The sequence below is a fragment of the Chitinophaga sp. OAE865 genome, assembly GCF_040546735.1.
Classification (GTDB): domain Bacteria; phylum Bacteroidota; class Bacteroidia; order Chitinophagales; family Chitinophagaceae; genus Chitinophaga; species Chitinophaga polysaccharea_A.
Genome location: NZ_JBEPOF010000001.1, coordinates 6,191,752 through 6,209,202, shown reverse-complemented (window position 1 = coordinate 6,209,202; position 17,451 = coordinate 6,191,752). Strand labels below are relative to the sequence as shown.

The 17,451-nt window shown below is 47.0% G+C and carries 14 protein-coding genes; 11 read left to right on the top strand and 3 right to left on the bottom strand.

What is annotated here, in order from left to right; translation table 11 throughout:
* Positions 1 to 4 precede the first annotated feature (4 nt).
* Both ABIE50_RS24765 and ABIE50_RS24760 read left to right on the top strand, forming a co-directional pair.
* Positions 5 to 1,564: a sodium:solute symporter family transporter gene (locus tag ABIE50_RS24765; protein WP_209858579.1), complete on the top strand. Its 1,560-nt coding sequence runs from the start codon at positions 5 to 7 to the stop codon at positions 1,562 to 1,564.
* A 6-nt stretch (positions 1,565 to 1,570) separates the two neighbouring features.
* A complete protein-coding gene (locus ABIE50_RS24760) occupies positions 1,571 to 2,008 on the top strand; it encodes an L-rhamnose mutarotase (RefSeq protein WP_209858581.1) in 438 nt (145 codons plus the stop codon).
* On the opposite strand, the gene ABIE50_RS24755 is transcribed toward ABIE50_RS24760, so the two are convergent.
* Positions 2,009 to 2,902: an AraC family transcriptional regulator gene (locus ABIE50_RS24755; RefSeq protein ID WP_209858583.1), complete on the bottom strand. Its 894-nt coding sequence runs from the start codon at positions 2,900 to 2,902 to the stop codon at positions 2,009 to 2,011. It abuts the gene before it with no gap.
* 158 nt (positions 2,903 to 3,060) lie between these two features.
* Between ABIE50_RS24755 and ABIE50_RS24750 the strand changes: the two genes are divergently transcribed.
* The 8 genes from ABIE50_RS24750 (at position 3,061) to ABIE50_RS24715 (ending at position 11,656) form a co-directional block, all read left to right on the top strand.
* Positions 3,061 to 5,385, top strand: coding sequence for a glycoside hydrolase family protein (locus tag ABIE50_RS24750; RefSeq protein ID WP_209858585.1), 2,325 nt, complete (start codon positions 3,061 to 3,063; stop codon positions 5,383 to 5,385).
* Positions 5,386 to 5,468: 83 nt separating this feature from the next.
* Positions 5,469 to 5,642, top strand: a complete 174-nt coding sequence (locus tag ABIE50_RS24745; protein ID WP_185937408.1) for a hypothetical protein — start codon at positions 5,469 to 5,471, stop codon at positions 5,640 to 5,642.
* 32 nt (positions 5,643 to 5,674) lie between these two features.
* The gene (locus ABIE50_RS24740; RefSeq protein ID WP_209858586.1) at positions 5,675 to 5,866 is read left to right on the top strand and encodes a hypothetical protein; all 192 of its coding nucleotides are present in this window, start codon (positions 5,675 to 5,677) and stop codon (positions 5,864 to 5,866) included.
* A gap of 82 nt (positions 5,867 to 5,948) precedes the next feature.
* Entirely contained in the window at positions 5,949 to 6,923 is a 975-nt protein-coding gene (gene gwsG, locus ABIE50_RS24735; protein WP_209858588.1) for a grasp-with-spasm system ATP-grasp peptide maturase, read from the top strand.
* Complete coding sequence (locus ABIE50_RS24730; RefSeq protein ID WP_142687962.1) at positions 6,901 to 7,080, top strand: hypothetical protein; 180 nt, start codon at positions 6,901 to 6,903, stop codon at positions 7,078 to 7,080. The genes gwsG and ABIE50_RS24730 overlap by 23 nt, the downstream gene beginning before the upstream one ends.
* Before the next feature lie 2 nt (positions 7,081 to 7,082).
* Positions 7,083 to 8,153: a grasp-with-spasm system SPASM domain peptide maturase gene (gene gwsS / locus ABIE50_RS24725; protein WP_209858590.1), complete on the top strand. Its 1,071-nt coding sequence runs from the start codon at positions 7,083 to 7,085 to the stop codon at positions 8,151 to 8,153.
* A 1-nt stretch (position 8,154) separates the two neighbouring features.
* Positions 8,155 to 10,362, top strand: coding sequence for a peptidase domain-containing ABC transporter (locus tag ABIE50_RS24720; RefSeq protein ID WP_354028164.1), 2,208 nt, complete (start codon positions 8,155 to 8,157; stop codon positions 10,360 to 10,362).
* Complete coding sequence (locus tag ABIE50_RS24715; RefSeq protein WP_209858592.1) at positions 10,352 to 11,656, top strand: HlyD family secretion protein; 1,305 nt, start codon at positions 10,352 to 10,354, stop codon at positions 11,654 to 11,656. Before ABIE50_RS24720 ends, ABIE50_RS24715 begins: the two co-directional genes overlap by 11 nt.
* 2 nt (positions 11,657 to 11,658) lie before the next feature.
* Here the strand turns inward: ABIE50_RS24715 and ABIE50_RS24710 are convergent, their stop codons facing one another.
* Positions 11,659 to 13,299 (bottom strand): peptide MFS transporter, encoded by a 1,641-nt coding sequence (locus ABIE50_RS24710; RefSeq protein WP_209858594.1) that lies wholly within the window; start codon positions 13,297 to 13,299, stop codon positions 11,659 to 11,661.
* A 170-nt stretch (positions 13,300 to 13,469) separates the two neighbouring features.
* Here ABIE50_RS24710 and ABIE50_RS24705 point away from each other — a divergent pair, with 170 nt between their 5' ends.
* Entirely contained in the window at positions 13,470 to 16,475 is a 3,006-nt protein-coding gene (locus ABIE50_RS24705) for a ligand-binding sensor domain-containing protein (RefSeq protein WP_209858596.1), read from the top strand.
* Here the strand turns inward: ABIE50_RS24705 and ABIE50_RS24700 are convergent.
* Complete coding sequence (locus tag ABIE50_RS24700) at positions 16,462 to 17,103, bottom strand: response regulator (RefSeq protein ID WP_142687967.1); 642 nt, start codon at positions 17,101 to 17,103, stop codon at positions 16,462 to 16,464. The two genes, ABIE50_RS24705 and ABIE50_RS24700, sit on opposite strands and share 14 nt — an antisense overlap.
* Positions 17,104 to 17,451 lie beyond the last annotated feature (348 nt).

Sequence of the window (17,451 nt, the reverse complement as noted above, 5' to 3'; positions counted from 1 at the left end):
TTCTGTGAAGATAATATTAACCGGAATTGATTATCTCGTCCTCGTTGTTTATGTAGTAGCGTTATTCACTTTTGGTTTTTACCTGAGATCCCGACGGGTACAATCGGGAGGAGACATTTTTTTGGGAGGGCGCTCTTTGAAATGGTGGCAGATCGGCTTTTCCATGTTCAGCGCCAATGTAGGGCCAATGATGCTGATCGGGTTATCCAGCCTCGGTTTTTCGCAGGGAGTAGTAGGCAGCAATTTTGAATGGCTGGCATGGATATTCCTGCTGTTGTTGTCTGCATTCTTTATTCCGCATTACATTTCAACGGGTATCAGCACTATCCCGCAGTTCCTGCTGTTGCGCTATGGGCGCAGATCCTATAATTTCCTGGTAGTTTACAGCCTGTTCTCAATCCTGTTTATATGGCTTGGAAGCGCGTTGTATGCAGGAGGAATTGTTATCTCGGAAATTTTCCAATGCTCGTTGCCGGAAGCCGTAGTGCTGATAACGGTTATCTCTACCAGCTATACCGCTATTGGTGGTTTAAAGGCCGTGGTAAGAACCGGCGTTTTTCAATCGCTGATCATAATTGTATCTTCCCTTATACTAACGTTACTGGCTATTGGAGAACTCGGTAAGGTGAAAGATGCCACCGGCACTGTTCCTCCTGACTTTTGGAAACTGTTTCATGCAAGCTCTGATCCGGAGTACTCCTGGCTGGCTATTATAGCGGGCTACCCGGTGGTAGCTGTTTATTACTGGTGTGCGGATCAAACGATCGTACAAAAGGTACTGGCAGCAAAAAACGTTAAAGAAGGGCAGCGTGGTATTCTTTTCCTGGCGGCGCTTAAAGTGATTACGCCGCTTATTTTCGTATTGCCGGGTATTATCTGTTTTTTATTATACAGGGATAGCACCACTCCGGATAAATCTTACCTTACGCTGGTTAACAACCTGATGCCCCAGGGGCTCCGCGGGCTTTGTATAGCGGCCCTTGTTGCTTCCCTGATAGATACGGTATCGTCTGCACTGAACTCTTTCAGCACGGTTTTTACCCTGGATGTGGTGACGCAGTTTGTGTCTTTAAAAACAGCGGATAAGACCACGGTAGGAAAATGGATGACGGCTGCGGGCGCTGTTCTGGGAGGAGGCATTGCGGTATTGTTTTCTTATTCGGATAAAAGTCTTTTTGAATTAACACAGGGACTGGTATCTATACTGGCGCCGCCATTATCGGTTGTTTTTTTAGGCGGTATTTTCTGGAAGCGTACCCACAGGCTGGCCGCAGAAGCAGTTTTGTTCGGAGGCGGGTTTCTTTGCCTGGTGATAGGAGTCTGTTACGTGTTGAATTATCCCTACAAAGGGTTCTGGCCACATTTCCTGTTGCTTTCCGTTTATATCTTTATTTGCCTGGCCATTGTAATGGCCCTGATAACGGTAACATTTAAAGCACCTGAAAAAGAACAGGTGTCATTTTCTTTCCCGGCTAAAACGGCATCGCCCATGGATAAATGGTTATGGGCAGGCTGGGGGGCATTGGCATTCCTGATGATTACGATCTATATAGTATTAAACTAACGGTTCATGAATAAAGTATCATTTGCTGCTTTATGCCGCGTATTGCTGCCTGCTGCTATTCTTATATTTACCGCATGTAACACCTCCCGGAAAGAGACAGCGCTGCAGGAGCATGTATTTGTAGTGAATATTGTACATGATCCGGAGAAACTGAAGGCTTATCTCGATTATCATCAGCATATATGGCCGGAAGTAGAAGCGGGGTTTAAGAAAGCAGGTTACCGGAAAATAACCCTTTACCGGTACAACTATCTGCTGGTAATGACCATTACTGTGCCGGCCGGGGCCGACCTGGGCCAGATGGGGAAAACAGCTGAAGCTTATGATAAGCGCTGCGCGGAGTGGAACAGGTTAATGGATGGCTACCAGACCGGTGTACCTGGTGCAGGGGCACATGAAAAGTGGGTAGAGGCAACCCCATTTTACCAGTTTAACAAAGAGTGATCATTCGTCATGAACACTAACTTTTTTATTTTCTTTGTCTTCGTATTGCTTTAAAAAATCCCGGGGCGAAAGCCCTTTGATCTCCTTAAAATGTTTATTAAAATTCGAGATATTATTATAGCCGCTGTTGTAGCAGGCTTCTGCCACATTATGGTTTCCTTCCAGTAAAAGTTTGGCAGAATGGCCAATGCGAACCTCTTTCACAAAGTCGATTAATGTCCGGTTGGTATTACGTTTAAAGAAACGGCAAAAAGCAGCCGACGACATAGGAATAAGATCTGCCACATCCTGTAATACAATGTCCTCTTTAAAATGCTGAAAAATGTAATCGAATACCTTATTGATCTTTTTTGCTTCTCCTGAGTTTTCAACAGTATTGTAATAGGGAGATGATAACACCGTTGATGACTCGGATTGTGCGAGTACATCCAGCAGGCGGATCATCAGCGCCACCCTGCTTAAGCCCGATACATAAAGCATCTGGTGCATGATCATTTTGGCATCCCGGAGCGTGCTGCCTGAAAATAATACTCCTTTGGCAGCCTTCGCGAAGAGGAGGTTCAACTGCCTGGCTTCAGGTTTTTCAAGCAACTCCTTTCCAAGGAAATCAGGAAAGAAATGGATCACTACCGCCTGGGTGGGGATAAGCGGATCTGCCGCCTTGTAATATTGCCAGCAATGCGGAAGATAACTGCCCAGCAACACCAGCTCCGATCCATCGAAATCCCCGATGTGATCGCCGATAAACCTTTTGCCGCTGCAGTTCTCCAGCAATGCGATCTCAAAATTAACATGCGATTTTAAAGCGGTATGCTTTTTAATTTCAAAAATCTCAGACCTTATTGTGAATGACTGGTCCGGCGGAAAGGTGAAATTCTCGTATATGTACTGCATCGGTTGGTCGGTCTGGTTGTGTGTTACAGGTAATCCAAAGATAATAAAATACGGGGGAAGTTCTATACAGCAAAGATAGCATCCGAAATTGTCAAATTAAGGGTTGCATTCGTATACAGGGAATCAGACCTTCATTCCAAATAACAGGTATGTATAGCATGAAGTATTGCTTATTGTTCCTGGCAGCTATTGCCGTATCCGGAAGTTCTTTCGCCCAACTCTCTGATCCGGCAGTGAACAGGATGCTACAGCAGGTAGGAGGATCCCTGACTTTTTTACAAAGGCAGTATAATGGTACCAGCCTGGTAACAGCGCATGTTTTCCGTTCCGGCGAACTGCCGGGAGGCTGGCAACTGGCGCTGAAAGCCAGCCCGGTAAAGGACCGTAGCGATGCAATAGACGTGGCGGCCACATTCCGGTTAACTGCAGGCAGGGCCACTGCTGCCGCCGTAGCTGTAAAATTTGACTTCAGCAACTGGAGCGCCGCCAACTATGTGCTGGTGCCGGCTTCCCTTTATAACGGCAATCGCTATCGTTCAATAGGCAACGGATATAACCCTGCTTACCCGCATGATATGTATTACAATCCGCAGGTACCGCTTACCATCTCAAATAACCCCCGTTTATCGGTAGTGCAGAATGAGGCTTCCCTCGTAGAATTGCAAACGGGGAATATGGCTACCCCGGCAGTCTGTTTTTTTTCTCCTGCGGAACAAACAGGATTTATCCTGCTTACAGAACAACAAACCAAGTGGGGAAACAGCGGGGTGACTATGACAGAGAATGCCCGTAAAGATCATTTTTCCTTTGATATTTCAGCGCCTGCGGTCCGTAAGCTGGCAGCAGGTTTCGGGGATTTTCACCAGAGCGGCGATCATGCGCCCGACTGGGAAGCAGGTGATGAAGTAACACTCCGTTTTCGCCTGTATGTATTTAAGGCAGAAGGTATTCCCGGTCTGCTGACAAAATTTATGGAAGTTCGGAAAGATCTTTCCACTGCTGTTGCTTCCCGTAACCTGGTACCTATGAGCAGGCTGCTGGAGCTGGGAACAGCTATCTGCAGCAGTAACTTTACACAACAACCGGCCGGTAGTTATTATAAGCCGGAAAACAGCAACGACTTCCAGCTGGGATGGGTGAGCGGCATGATTAACACCTATCCGATGCTGGCGTTGAACGACGGGAAGGAAAATAAAAGGGTAGGTGAGGAACTTGATTTTGTAGTACACCGGCTACAGGGGAAAAGCGGTTTTTTTTATGGAAGTATAAGCGCAAACGGGGAGATCAGGGGAGAGAAGATGTCGCCTGATTTCCCGGAAATACAAACAATGGTAAGAAAGAACGGCGATGCCTTATTTTGGCTGATGAAGCACCTGTTTTTGCTGAGGGAGAGCGGGCGTGCCGCCATGATCAGTAAAGATTGGGAAGATGCTGCTGTAAAACTGGCGAACGCTTTTCAAAATACCTGGGAAAAATACGGTCAGTTTGGGCAGTATATAGCGCCGGGAACAGGCAATATTGCGGTATTTAATTCTACGGCAGGCGCCATTGCCCCGGCCGGCCTGGTATTGGCCGCCCGTTACTTTAAAAAAACTTCCTGGCTGAAAACCGCCGTTGCTGCAGCGGATTATTACTACCTGAGAGATGTGGCAGGGCAGGGGCTTACAGGCGGCGGTTGCGGGGATATTTCGCAGGATGCCGATGCTGAATCGGCCTTTGGGCTCCTGGAGTCCTTAATGGCATTATACAATTATACCGGAGACCGTAAATGGTTGTTAAAGGCGGAAGTGGAAGCGGCGCTTTGCGCTACCTGGACAATGTCTTATGCACCGGTATTCCCTGCCTCAAGCACTATAGGGAAGCTGCAATCCAATATGACAGGCGCTGTTTGGGCCAGTATACAGAACAAACATGCAGCGCCGGGTATCTGCACTTCCTCCGGGGATTATCTTTTTAAATTGTTCAGGGCTACAGGGAAATCAATATATGCAGATCTCATCCGGGATATTCAGCATGCGCATACAGAGGCAGTTAACATGCCCGGGCATATCACCACCAACTATCTCGAAGGATCTTCTATGGAACGGATCCAACCCAGTGATGCCGAAGGAAAAGAAAGCATTGGCAATTATATCCATACCCGCAATTCCTGGACGGAAACAAACGGTATGCTCATGGCACTCGAATTGCCAGGTGTGTATGTGCTCACCGACCAGGCAACATGTTATGTTTTTGACCATATAAAAGCCAGCATTATAAGGAAAGAGGCCAAAGGCCTGGTAATGGAACTATATAACCCAACTCCCTACGATGCAAGTGTGACCATTATGCCGGAAACCAGCGCTGAAGCAAAGCGGCCTGTGGGTTATACCGCTTTTCTCCATTGGCCCAAAGTAACGGTAAAGGCAGGTGAAAAGCGAAGGATATCTGTTACGGGAAAAACAGTTACTCCGCAAATATCCCCCAAACTGCCGCGAATATAAACCCCGGGCATTCAAATATACATCCGCCCGATGCAGAGTTAATCCTGTCGCCTAATTTTAGACCGGATTTAAAATTGAATCACATGAAACAGTTAGAAAAATTGGTTGCCAAAAAGGTAACATCTCCGGAAACTGTGAAGGGCGGCAGATTAGCTCTGATGGAATTTGCCCTCGAAGACCAGGAAAGAACCACGGAAAACTATGCTTCCTGGAACGGACAGCATTGGGTAACAGACACCCGGAATGACCCTAAGTAACCCACAACGTAAACCTCTAAAAATTAAACACTATGGACAAGTTGAAAAAACTGAATGCAAAAAAAGTTGAATCCCTGGAAACAATTAAAGGTGGCAGGGCCATGTTAGCCGATTTCTCTCTGGATGATTCAGGCGAGGCGGCTGGCACCACTGTTCACACCCCAACCCACTATTCAGGTCCGGATGTTTACCTGTGTGATCACAAGGCTGATCCCAAAAAATAGCTCCTTCCGCCATTAGGACCGGAAACACGAGGACTGCCGGCAATAACCGGCAGTCCTTACTACCAGTAATTAACCGTGCACCATGTCTCAACAGATCCTCATATTAAGCCAGTCGCACCTGGAAGGCACCACAGATCACGTGTGCCAGTGGCTGAGCCACCTGGGCATACCCTACCTGCGGATGAATGGGGAGGACCTGTTCGATATGCAACACCTGGGCGAATTGCCCGGAAACGACGAGATAGCAGTGGTTTGGTACCGGAGAAAGATCAGCAGCTTCCCGGTGAAGTACAGTCTTAAGCAGGCCGACTTCCAAACGCAATACACCCTGAAACGCTTCCTGGCAGATGAATTCAACGGCCTTCATTCATTGCTGTTCTACACCATTGACCGGCAAAAATGGTTGAATGACCCCATTACAGAAGATAACCTGAACAAGTTGCACGTATTGGCCCTCGCCCGCAAATGCGGTATCAGCACACCTTTCACGGAGGTGGTAACCACCAGGGCAGCAATTGCACAACTGCTGAACAACTACCATGAGATCATTGTAAAGCCCGTTAGTGAATGCATTTTTCTTGAAGACACTGCAGGTGGGCAATACAAGATGCTTACAAAAACCATTCATCAAACCAACCTGCACCTGGTGCCCGAAAAATTTTTCCCTTCGCTGGTCCAGGAAAAAATTACCAAGAAGTTCGAGATCCGTACTTTTTACCTGGATGGTGAATGCCATTCCATGGCTATCTTTTCACAGAATAACCGGAAAACAAAAGATGATTTCCGGAACTACGACAACCAGCGGCCCAACAGAACAGTGCCCTATAAACTGCCGGCCGCCCTGGAACTTAGGCTGGACCAGCTGATGAAATTACTGTGTTTCCGCACAGGTTCCATTGACCTGATGGTGGATATGCAGGGGAATTACTACTTCCTCGAAATTAACCCCGAAGGCCAGTTCGGCATGGTATCTTATCCCTGCAACTATTACCTGGAAAGGAAAGTAGCACAGCTGCTCAGTAAAAGCATCTCTCATGAAAAAGAAATTTACCAGTAACCTGAAAGAGAAGGAAGGATTGCCTTTGTCACTGTATTTCCTGGAAAAAAATAACGGACAGCAGAACATGCCAATCCTCAAGTTTGAAAAAGCCCGGAAAATAAAGTCCGAAGGATACGAGCTGTTTAATTTTTATAAAGTGATTTCCAAATTCTGATCATGGAATATTTTAATTTATACGCAAACTGCCAGCTCGTAAAGGGCGCCCGCATGTCGCTGCTATGCGATCTGCAGATGCGCAGATTTTATCATATCCCGAATGATACGGCCGATGTGCTCCTGTTCCTGCAACAGCATTCCATAGAAGAATGCATGACGCATTACGGGGAAGATAACCGGGAGGCCATTGCCGGCTACATCGGTTTCCTGCTCAGTAAGGAACTGGGCTTTAAAGATAACCGGCTGTTACCTGAATTAACGCCCCTGGATCTCAGCTGGGACAGGTACTCGGATATCACCAATGTGATTATTGAGTTCAATGAAGAGATCTGCTATACCGGGGATTTTTTCCGGGAACTGTTTGACCTGCATGTACAGGGACTGGAGATCAGGTGTTACCATAAAACGGATCTGGACAGGATCCGTGAATTATTGGAAGTGTTCAACGGCACTACCCTGAAGTTCATCAAGCTGGTGCTTCCCTATGATACAACATTGGCCCTGCCGGCACTGGATAAGCTGGTGAAAAAGTATCCGCGTGTGAGATCATTGCTGATACATTCCTCACCGGTAGACAAGCTCGAAAAAATATTCGATGGTTCCGTACCGGTGGTTTTCTTCAGCAGCAATATCAATTCCTGCCTGGCCTGCGGGGAGATCCGCGCGGACTATTTCATGTCCAATATGGAACTGTTCACCGAAAGCCAGCACTTTAACACCTGCCTGAACAGGAAGCTGAGCATAGATGGGAACGGGTATATTAAAAACTGTCCTTCCTTACCGGAAAGCTTCGGGCATGTCACTAAAACATCTGTACGGGAAGTGCTGGATAATAAAGCATTTCAACGGTATGGGAAGATCCGTAAAGATGAAATAACCGTTTGCAAAGATTGTGAATTCCGGCATGTATGCACTGATTGCAGGGCATATGTGGAAGACCCGCAGGATATGTATTCCAGGCCGCTGAAATGCGGGTACGATCCGTATACCAACAGCTGGGAAAACTGGGCGGAGAACCCGCTGAAGCAATCCGCCATTGCCTGGTATGGGCTGGAAGAGATAATAAAATAATATGAAGCTGAAAGCATTCCCTTTTTATATGCAGCCGGACGGGAAGGATTGCGGTCCTACCTGTATAAAAATTATCAGTAAGCATTACGGCAGGTTAACGGAAATAGAAACGATCCGGTCGCTGGCAGAAACCACGCGGGAGGGGAGCTCTTTACTGGGCCTGTCGGCAGCTGCAGAGGGATTAGGCTTTAAGTCGCTGGCCGTAAAGATCGATTTCCTCACCCTGGTGGAAGAGGCGCCACTGCCCTGTATCTGCCACTGGGGGCAACAGCATTTCGTGGTAGTTTACAAAGTGAAGAAGTCTGGCAGGGACACCATTGTGCATGTTTCCGATCCTGCCTATGGCCTCCTTAAATATACGCAGCAGGAGTTTATAGATGGATGGATAGGAAGAGGAAAGAATGAGCGGGATGAGGAAGGTATTGCCCTGCTGCTGGATCCTACTCCGGGGTTTTATGAAGCAGATGCAGCGGCGCCGCGCAGCAGGAAGGATTTTTCTTTCCTGTTTGGTTATTTCTCCCGGTACAAAAAACTGATTGCACAGCTGGCCATCGGGCTTTTAGCGGGAAGCATACTGTCGCTGATTTTTCCCTTTCTCACACAAAGCATTGTAGACATAGGCATCCAGAACCATGACCTGAACTTTATTTACCTGGTGCTACTGGCACAGGTAATGTTGTTTATGGGTAGAATGGGGATAGACATTGTGCGCAGCTGGATCTTACTGCATCTTTCCAGCCGGATCAATATTTCTATTGTGTCCGACTTCTTCATAAAACTTATGAAATTGCCGATCAGCTATTTTGATACCCGCATGACAGGCGATATTATGCAGCGCATTAATGATCACCAGCGGATAGAGCAACTGCTGACCAATTCTTCCCTGAATACTCTTTTCTCGCTGGTGAACCTGGTTATTTTCAGCGTGGTGCTGCTGCTGTACGATTACCGTTTATTCCTGATCTACCTGTTGGGCGCGGTTTTATCGGTGGGATGGATTTCTTTTTTCCTGAAGAAGAGAAAAGAACTGGATTATAAACGTTTTTCGCAGTTATCACAGGAGCAGAGTAAAGTGATTGAACTGGTGAATGGGATGCAGGAGATCAAAATGCACAACGCAGAGAAACAGATGCGCTGGGGCTGGGAGTTTATGCAGGTGAAACTGTTTAAGATCCAGATCAGGGCGTTGTCGCTGGAGCAGTGGCAAACAGTGGGATCGAATTTTATTAACCAGATGAAAGACATCTTCGTGAGCTTCCTTGCCGCCAAATTGGTGCTGGATGGCAATCTTACCCTGGGAATGATGCTGGCCGTACAGTATATCATTGGCCAGCTGAACGGACCGCTGATACAACTGATGGATTTTGTAAAGCAGCTGCAGGATGCAAAAATATCGCTGGAGCGGTTGGGAGAGATCCATGATAAAGAAGATGAGGAACGCCCCGGGATACAAACCGCAGCGGAAATACCCGAACAGGATATAGTGCTGAACAATGTTTCCTTCCGATACACAGGCGCCGGCGCACCCGTGTTTGAGCACCTGAGCCTGCGTATTCCCCACCGTAAAACCACCGCTATTGTAGGCGCCAGCGGTAGTGGTAAAACCACCCTGCTAAAGCTGCTGATGAAATTCTATGAGCCCGGGGAAGGTGAAGTGAAGATCGGGAATGTACAGTTGCAGAATATTTCGGCGCGGTACTGGCGTGACCAGTGTGGGGTAGTAATGCAGGAGGGATATGTGTTCAATGATACCATCGCTAAAAACATCGCCGTAGGCGCAGATGATATTAACCGGCAGCAGCTCAGGAAAGCCGTGGATGTGGCCTGTATCAGGGATTTCGTGGAAAGCCTGCCACTGAGTTATAATTCAAAGATCGGTAACGAAGGGATCGGCATCAGCGGGGGGCAGAAACAACGGCTCTTTATTGCCAGGGCAGTATATAAATCACCGGAATTTATATTTTTTGACGAAGCCACCAGCGCACTGGACGCCAATACAGAAAAAGCCATCATGGGCAACCTGGAGCAGTTCCTGAAAGGAAAAACGGCTGTAATCATCGCCCACCGGTTATCGACCGTGAAAAATGCAGATAAGATCATAGTACTGGATAAAGGAAAAGTGGTGGAAGAAGGAAGTCATGATGAACTGGTATCACTCCGCCAGGAATATTACAGGCTGGTAAAAAATCAACTGGAACTTGGAAACTAAGAAAGATATAATAGACACTATTCACCTGCATTCGGAAGGCGTGCAGGACATTCTCACGCAACCGCCGCACTGGATGGTGCGCTGGGGGAATACCACTATTTTTTTTATACTCCTGCTTATTTTGCTCATGAGTTATCTCATAAAATACCCGGAGTTTGTTCCTTCCACCGTTATCATCTCTTCCCAAAACCCGCCGGAGAAACTGGAAGCAAGAACCAATACCAGGGTAACGGAAATATTTGTGGAAGATCACCAGGCTGTGTCCAGGAACCAGGTGCTGATGGTATTGCAATCCACGGCCGACTACCGGGATGTGATTGCGCTGAGACGCATCGTTGACTCGCTGGATAACAGGAACCTGGCGCATTTCCCGCTTGATGAAGCGGCCCGCTTCAAGCTGGGCGACATCCAGCTGGATTATAACGCCTTTGCCAAGGCATTAACCGAAGAACAGCTGTATGCCAGGCTGCAGCCCTATTCGCCAGACTATGCCGCGGCCAGCAGGAGCCTGGCAGAATCGCGCAGCAGGATACGCACGCTGGAACAACAGAGGAGCCTGGAGCAGACAAAGTATGAATTATCTAAAAGGGAATTCGACAGGTACCAGGAGCTTTTTAAGGAAAAGGTAGTTTCTGCATCGGAGCTGAACCAGGAAAAAATGAAATTTCTACAGGCGGAACAGAACCTGGAAAACATCAATATTACTATATCGCAGCTCCAGGAAGGCATTCTTGGTATTGAGAAAACCAGGAGCGGCGTTACTATCAATGCAGAGAAAGATAAGATCAATTTAACTTCCCAGACCATACAGCTTTTTGAGCAATTGAGAAAATCCCTCAATGCCTGGGAACAAAACTACCTGCTGGTATCGGCGGTTGATGGTGTTGTGAGCTTTCAGCAGTTCCTGGGCAGGAACCAGTTTGTAAAAGCAGGCGATATCCTGATGTCTGTTATGCCAAACAACAGGGATATGCTCATTGGCCGGTTGCAGATCCCTGCTACCAATTCGGGCAAAGTAAAGGAAGGGCAGAAAGTACTGCTTAAGCTGGACAATTATCCTTACCAGGAATTTGGTATGGTGGAAGGCCGCGTAAAGAATATGGCCAATGCACCGGATAAAGATGGCAATTACTATGTGAACGTGATCCTTCCCAACGGCCTGCAAACATCTTTTCATAAAACCCTTCCTTTTGATAAAGAATTAAAAGGCAATGCAGAAGTAGTTACACGGGACCTGCGCCTACTGGAAAGATTTTTTTACCAGATGAGAAAATTGTTGCGGTTTGAATCGTAACATCATTTTACATACTCCCTGAAGATCCCGTTCAGCCAGCGCAGCATCATAAATATCACCAGTGCCGCACCTCCCAGCAGGAAGAAGTTGACCAGGAAATAATTCGCCTTATTATCATAAGTATCCCATAAGGTGGCCAGGATACCCGATAGTTTATTGCCGATAGATGTAGCGAGGAACCAGCCCCCCATCATCAGCGAGGTGATACGCGCGGGGCTGAGCTTTGACACCAGCGACAGTCCCATCGGGCTCAGGAATAATTCCCCTACCGTAATGATACCGTAGCATCCTATCAGCCACCAGGGCGATGCTTTCACCGCGCCGTTGCTGCATACATATACAGCGCCCACCATCATCAGTGTGGATACTGCTGAAATCATCAGTCCCCATGCTATTTTAGACGGAGTGGAAGGTTCGCGGTTCCGTTTACGCAGCCATGCAAAGAATACCACGATCAATGGAGTGAGTGTTATTACAAAGAAAGGGTTGATGGATTGAAACAACTCTGTATTGTACAGGCTGATGCTGCTTCCCGTTGCCGGCATCTTTTCCGGCGCTACATTTTTGAAGTAAGGCACTTTGTCCCATACTTTTTCCGGCTTGCCTGCCGCGTCACGCACTACCCTGAATTCTTCGTCGTAACGGGTCACTGAATCAGGTTTGTTGTATACTGTTTCTACCAGGTAAAGTTGCTGTGCCGGTTGTTCAATGACTGCGGGTATCTCCCTGTCGGTATAATATTGCGCCCAGGTAGTGAGAGCGGTACCGTTTTGCTTGAACACGGCCCAGAACACAATAGACACCGCAAAAATGGCCAGCAGCGCAGCTATGGGCTTGCGGTCCCTTGCATCTGCCTTCAGCAGCAGCGACAGGAAAAAGAATAGTATGGGAATGCAGGCGAAGATGAAAGCATCGGTAGAGTCCGAGCCAAAGATATTGCCGGGAATAAACCAGGCGCCCAGTCCTACTACAATAGCAGGCAGGAATACCACAGAGAAGATCCTGCTCAGCGGCATATCACCGGGCTGTACCGGTTTGCGTACATCTGCGTGCCGGTAGTGTTTCATCCCTATCACGAAGATCAGCACGCCCAGGAACATGCCTATGCCGGCAGCAATAAACGCCGCGCCCCAGCCGATGGTGTTCCGGAGAAAGGCGGCAAAGAAGTTACAGATAAACGCCCCGATATTAATACCCATGTAAAAGATATTATAGCCGGTGTCTTTCCGGCTGCGGTATTGATCATCGTTATATACATTACCCAGCAAAGTGGAGATATTGGGCTTAAAGAATCCATTCCCTATACAGATCAGGGCCAGCGATCCGTAGAAAACAGGGAGGCGGTGTACAGATAAGCCTATATATCCTATGCCCATTAGCAGCCCGCCGATAATAATTGATTTGCTGTAACCCAGTTTACGATCGGCTATCAGGCCGCCGAGGAAAGGCGTGAGGTACACGAAGGCGATGAAGGTACCGAATATATCCGCCGCAGTAGCACGATCCATGCCCCAGCCACCTTTCGACGTGTCGGTAAGATACAGTTGGAAAATACCAAGGATCAGGTAAAAACCAAATCGCTCCCACATTTCGGAGAGAAAAAGGAAAGGTAATGCTGCCGGATGGTTGCGCGGAGTATTCATAATGGCAAAATAAGATATTTGTATGAGCGACATCATCAGTAATACAAATAAAAGTTTTATATCTTTACCCGATGTGATAGTGGATATCGCAATTGATATAGTATTGTCGTGATGCTTTTATTTCGAAGATGAACCTTATTTTTTGTCTCAGCCTATCTTTATTGGACTTCATGCCGATAGCGCCCATTGCTACAGTGGACACGTCGGTGCATTATACTGTCAGGCATTTTACGGATGAAGATGGCTTGCCGCAGAATAGCGTAAAAGCTATTGTGCCGGACAGGAACGGCTTTTTATGGCTGGCAACTGAAAACGGCTTAACAAGGTTCGACGGCAGCTATTTTCTCAATTTTAGCAGCGATAATGTACCTGGTTTGAAAAGCAGCAGGATTGCCAGGCTCTATCCAAATGATACCGCCATAGTTGCAGAAACGGATATTGGCGAGCTCCTGACCGTTACAGAAAGCACGGTAAAGGATATAGGAAAAGAGCTGTCGGGATACAAATACCAGCGATACAAGGATATTGAGAATGATTATTATCCCATCAGGGGGTGGCCGGATGACCTTGCCGCACGTTTCTCCAAACAGCGTCCTGTAGTGATGCCGCACGGCACGGAAAGTTATTTTGCTGCCTGGCATGATACCATCTCGTTTGTAAAAAAAGGGAGGGTGGAGTATCGTATCATACAGTCACAGCTGGACCCGTTGCGTTTGTTTGTTTGTGGCGACCGGCTTTTTTATCTCAGCAGGGATGGGCATATAACAGGGTGGGAGAAAGACAAGCCGGTGAAGGTGTCTCTTACGGGAGACCTGTTGTCGGACGCAGCATTTAGTAAATGTAAAATAGAGTTATACTGGAACCTGGCGGCACACCAGGTTTTTATTTATACGGATAACCGTTGCTACCTGTTGGAGCCGGGAAAGGGAAAACGTATACATAGCTCGATGGTACTGCGGGATTTTAATTTTTACCAGAGCTATATCACCTCGATCTATTATGATCAGCTTAATAGCCGGGTTTTCCTTGGAAGCTCCACAAAGGGCTTGTATATCGGGACCAGGCAACAATTTACTGCACGTAAGTCTGATATTGCGGGTTCCGAAGTATTTTATGCACAGGCTCCTTTTCCGGGAAACGCGGTGGTAACAGGAGTAGGGCTGGTTTTTAACCAGAAAGGAAAACACCGCTGGCTACCATTGTCGCTCAAGGAAAGCCCGTTGGAAAATTACACATTGGCCCGTGATAAAGAGGGTAGATACTGGGGAAAGAATGGAACAACATTAGTTGCTGTATCAGGGGACTTCAGCCGGGTGTTACATAAAATTGAATTGCCATTCCTTATTAGCCAGGTATATGCCGACCAGGCAGGAAACTTATGGGTGGGAGGGAAATATCCCGGGCTGTATTATATAAGAACAGCCGATCCCGGCCTGGCGTTACAGTCGCTCCCCGCAGCAGTATACGACGTAACCTATATAAAAGAGGGGAAACCGGGAATATTATGGGTAGGTACCGGTAAAGGACTGTACCGGGTACATTTACCCTCGGGGCACACCGATACTATCAAAGGATTGGAGCAGGGGAATGTAAGAAGCATCTATATACCCAAATATGGAGAAGTCTGGATCACCACTTATAACCGGGGCGTTTTTCTGTACCATAATGAACGGCTGGCAGCGCTGCCGCAGGACCGGCAGCGTTATATGGCTACCACCCATTGTATTACAGAAGATGACCACGGATATTTCTGGCTTACTACCAACAAGGGGTTATTCAGGATCAACAGGCAGGATGCCATTGATTTCGCGGATGGAAAGCAGCGGGATCTATATTATTACTACTTCGGGAAAGACCAGGGCTTTAACACGAATGAGTTTAATGGCGGCTGCGAGCCCTGTTCCATTGAGTATGACGACGGGGATATTTCCTTGCCGTCGTTGGATGGATTGGTACAGTTCACACCATCTGCTATCCGGATGGAGATGCCGGATAAAGGGATCTATATAGATTGGGCCGAGCATAACCTGAAGCCAGCAGCCGCCTCATCACAATTTAGCCTGCCAAATAATTTTCAGAGTTTCCGGTTTCATATCAGCTCCCCCTATTTCGGAGATCCCAGGAACCTGCAGTTTTATTATTGCCTGGAAGCAGAAGAAAATCCGGAAGAACAGATATGGTTGCCAGTGAGCAGCGACAGAACGATTACCTTTTCTACTTTACCATCAGGCGATTACCGTATCCGCATCAGGAAGCTGAAAGGATTTGGGGACGACCAGTATACCGAAAAAGTGATAGCTGTTTGTGTACAGAAAGCTTTTTATGAAAAAGGATGGTTCAGGCTGGCGGTATTGATCGCCCTGATCTGCCTGGTAGTGCTGTTTTACAAGATACGCATCCGGCGTATCCGGGAAAAGAACAGGCAATTGGAGTTGAATGTAATGAGCCGCACCCGGGAGCTTGAGGAAACAATGAACATACTCCAGGAATCGGATGAACAGCTTCGCAAGCAAAGCTTTATGCACAAGCGTTTGCTGGCCGCTATTACTCACGATATTAAAACACCGTTGAAGTTTTTGCTCAGGGTGAATAAAGATGAGCCATCATCCGGTATGCTGCAGGAGAAGGAAGTAAAGACCGTGACCTATGATAGTCTTTACCGCATGCATCACCTGGTAGATAACCTGATACATTACATGCGTATTTCCTTTTTCACTGGTGAATTTTCAGAAGAAATAGTAGACATAGGCCGGTTGGTGGAAGAAAAGATGGAGATCTTCAGGCCGGTATCCATTTCAAAAGGGATTCATATCGTCAATAATATTCCGGCGGGAATGAAAGTGATCATCAACAAGCAGTTACTGGCAGTGGTATTACACAACTTGTTAGACAATGCCGTAAAATATACCGCCAGGGGAGGAGTAAAAATAAGTGGGGAGAAAGATGAGCGGATGCTTACCATACATTTGCTGGATACCGGTTTCGGTATGCCGCCCGAAGTAAGGGACTGGATCAATAATACCGAAAATGATGGCATGGGGAATTTAAGCAATGCCGGGATAGGGCTGATCCTGGTAAAGGAATTGCTCCCGCTGATAAAAGGCAGGCTGTTTGCTTATCCCGGCATTGACGGAGGTACCAGCGTTTCCCTGCAGCTCCGGATTAATGGCTTGTAACCTGGTACATCTGCGCTTTTTCGATCAGCGCTATCACATTCTTTACACCTACTTTTTCAAAGATGCGTGTTTTATAGGTGCTGACAGTAGTTAGCTGTAAATGGAGCATTTCCGCAATTTTTATCAGGGGAAGCCCTTTGGTGATCAGGTTCATTACTTCTATCTCCCGGGGAGAAAGTACTGTGAATGGATTGTTGCGAAGTTCCTGCTGCCCGGTGAATTTACCGATCAATAATTCGCGGACTGCCCTGCTGATATATTTTTCGCCCCCCAGAACGGCGGTGATGGCCGTCCTGAATTCTTCATCCGGAGAATTTTTCTCAATGTAACCGTCGGCGCCTGCCTGGAGATAATTAAGGGCGTACAGTGTTTCATCATACGCAGAAAAAACCAGTATTTTGATACCAGGCTGCCGCAGCTTAACGGCATCTATCATTTGCCGGTTGTTTCCACCAGGCATATTAATGTCCAATATCAGCAGTTTGAAAGGTTGGGCTTCAATAAGGAAAATGGCTTCGTCAAATGTTTTTGCTTCAGTAACGAGCATTGCCCCAGGCAATGAGCAGAGAATTTGTTTCATACCAAGTCTTACTATAGAATGGTCGTCTGCTATTAATACGTTTATCATTTTTGGCTCAGGTTAGGGAATCGCGGATAGCACAGTTGTTTATCGGCAACTAAAATAACATTTTTTTTCATCTTAATATTTTTTTTGCTAGATAATAATATTGACATAATGCCATTCTGAGACAGACCTGCCCGGTTGCTTCCGCTTACCTGTGCTGAGCTATAACTTGATAAGAAGGTGGTTCCGTCCGTTATGGTGTCGATACGACACTATAATTTAGCCCCCGGGTGACTTCAACACTAAGATGTTCATATGATGCTCAGCGCAACTTTTCTTGTAGTGTAAATACTACATTGATATTAAACTATAACGACAACGGTGTAGGTATAGTTTATCTATTTTCGCTAA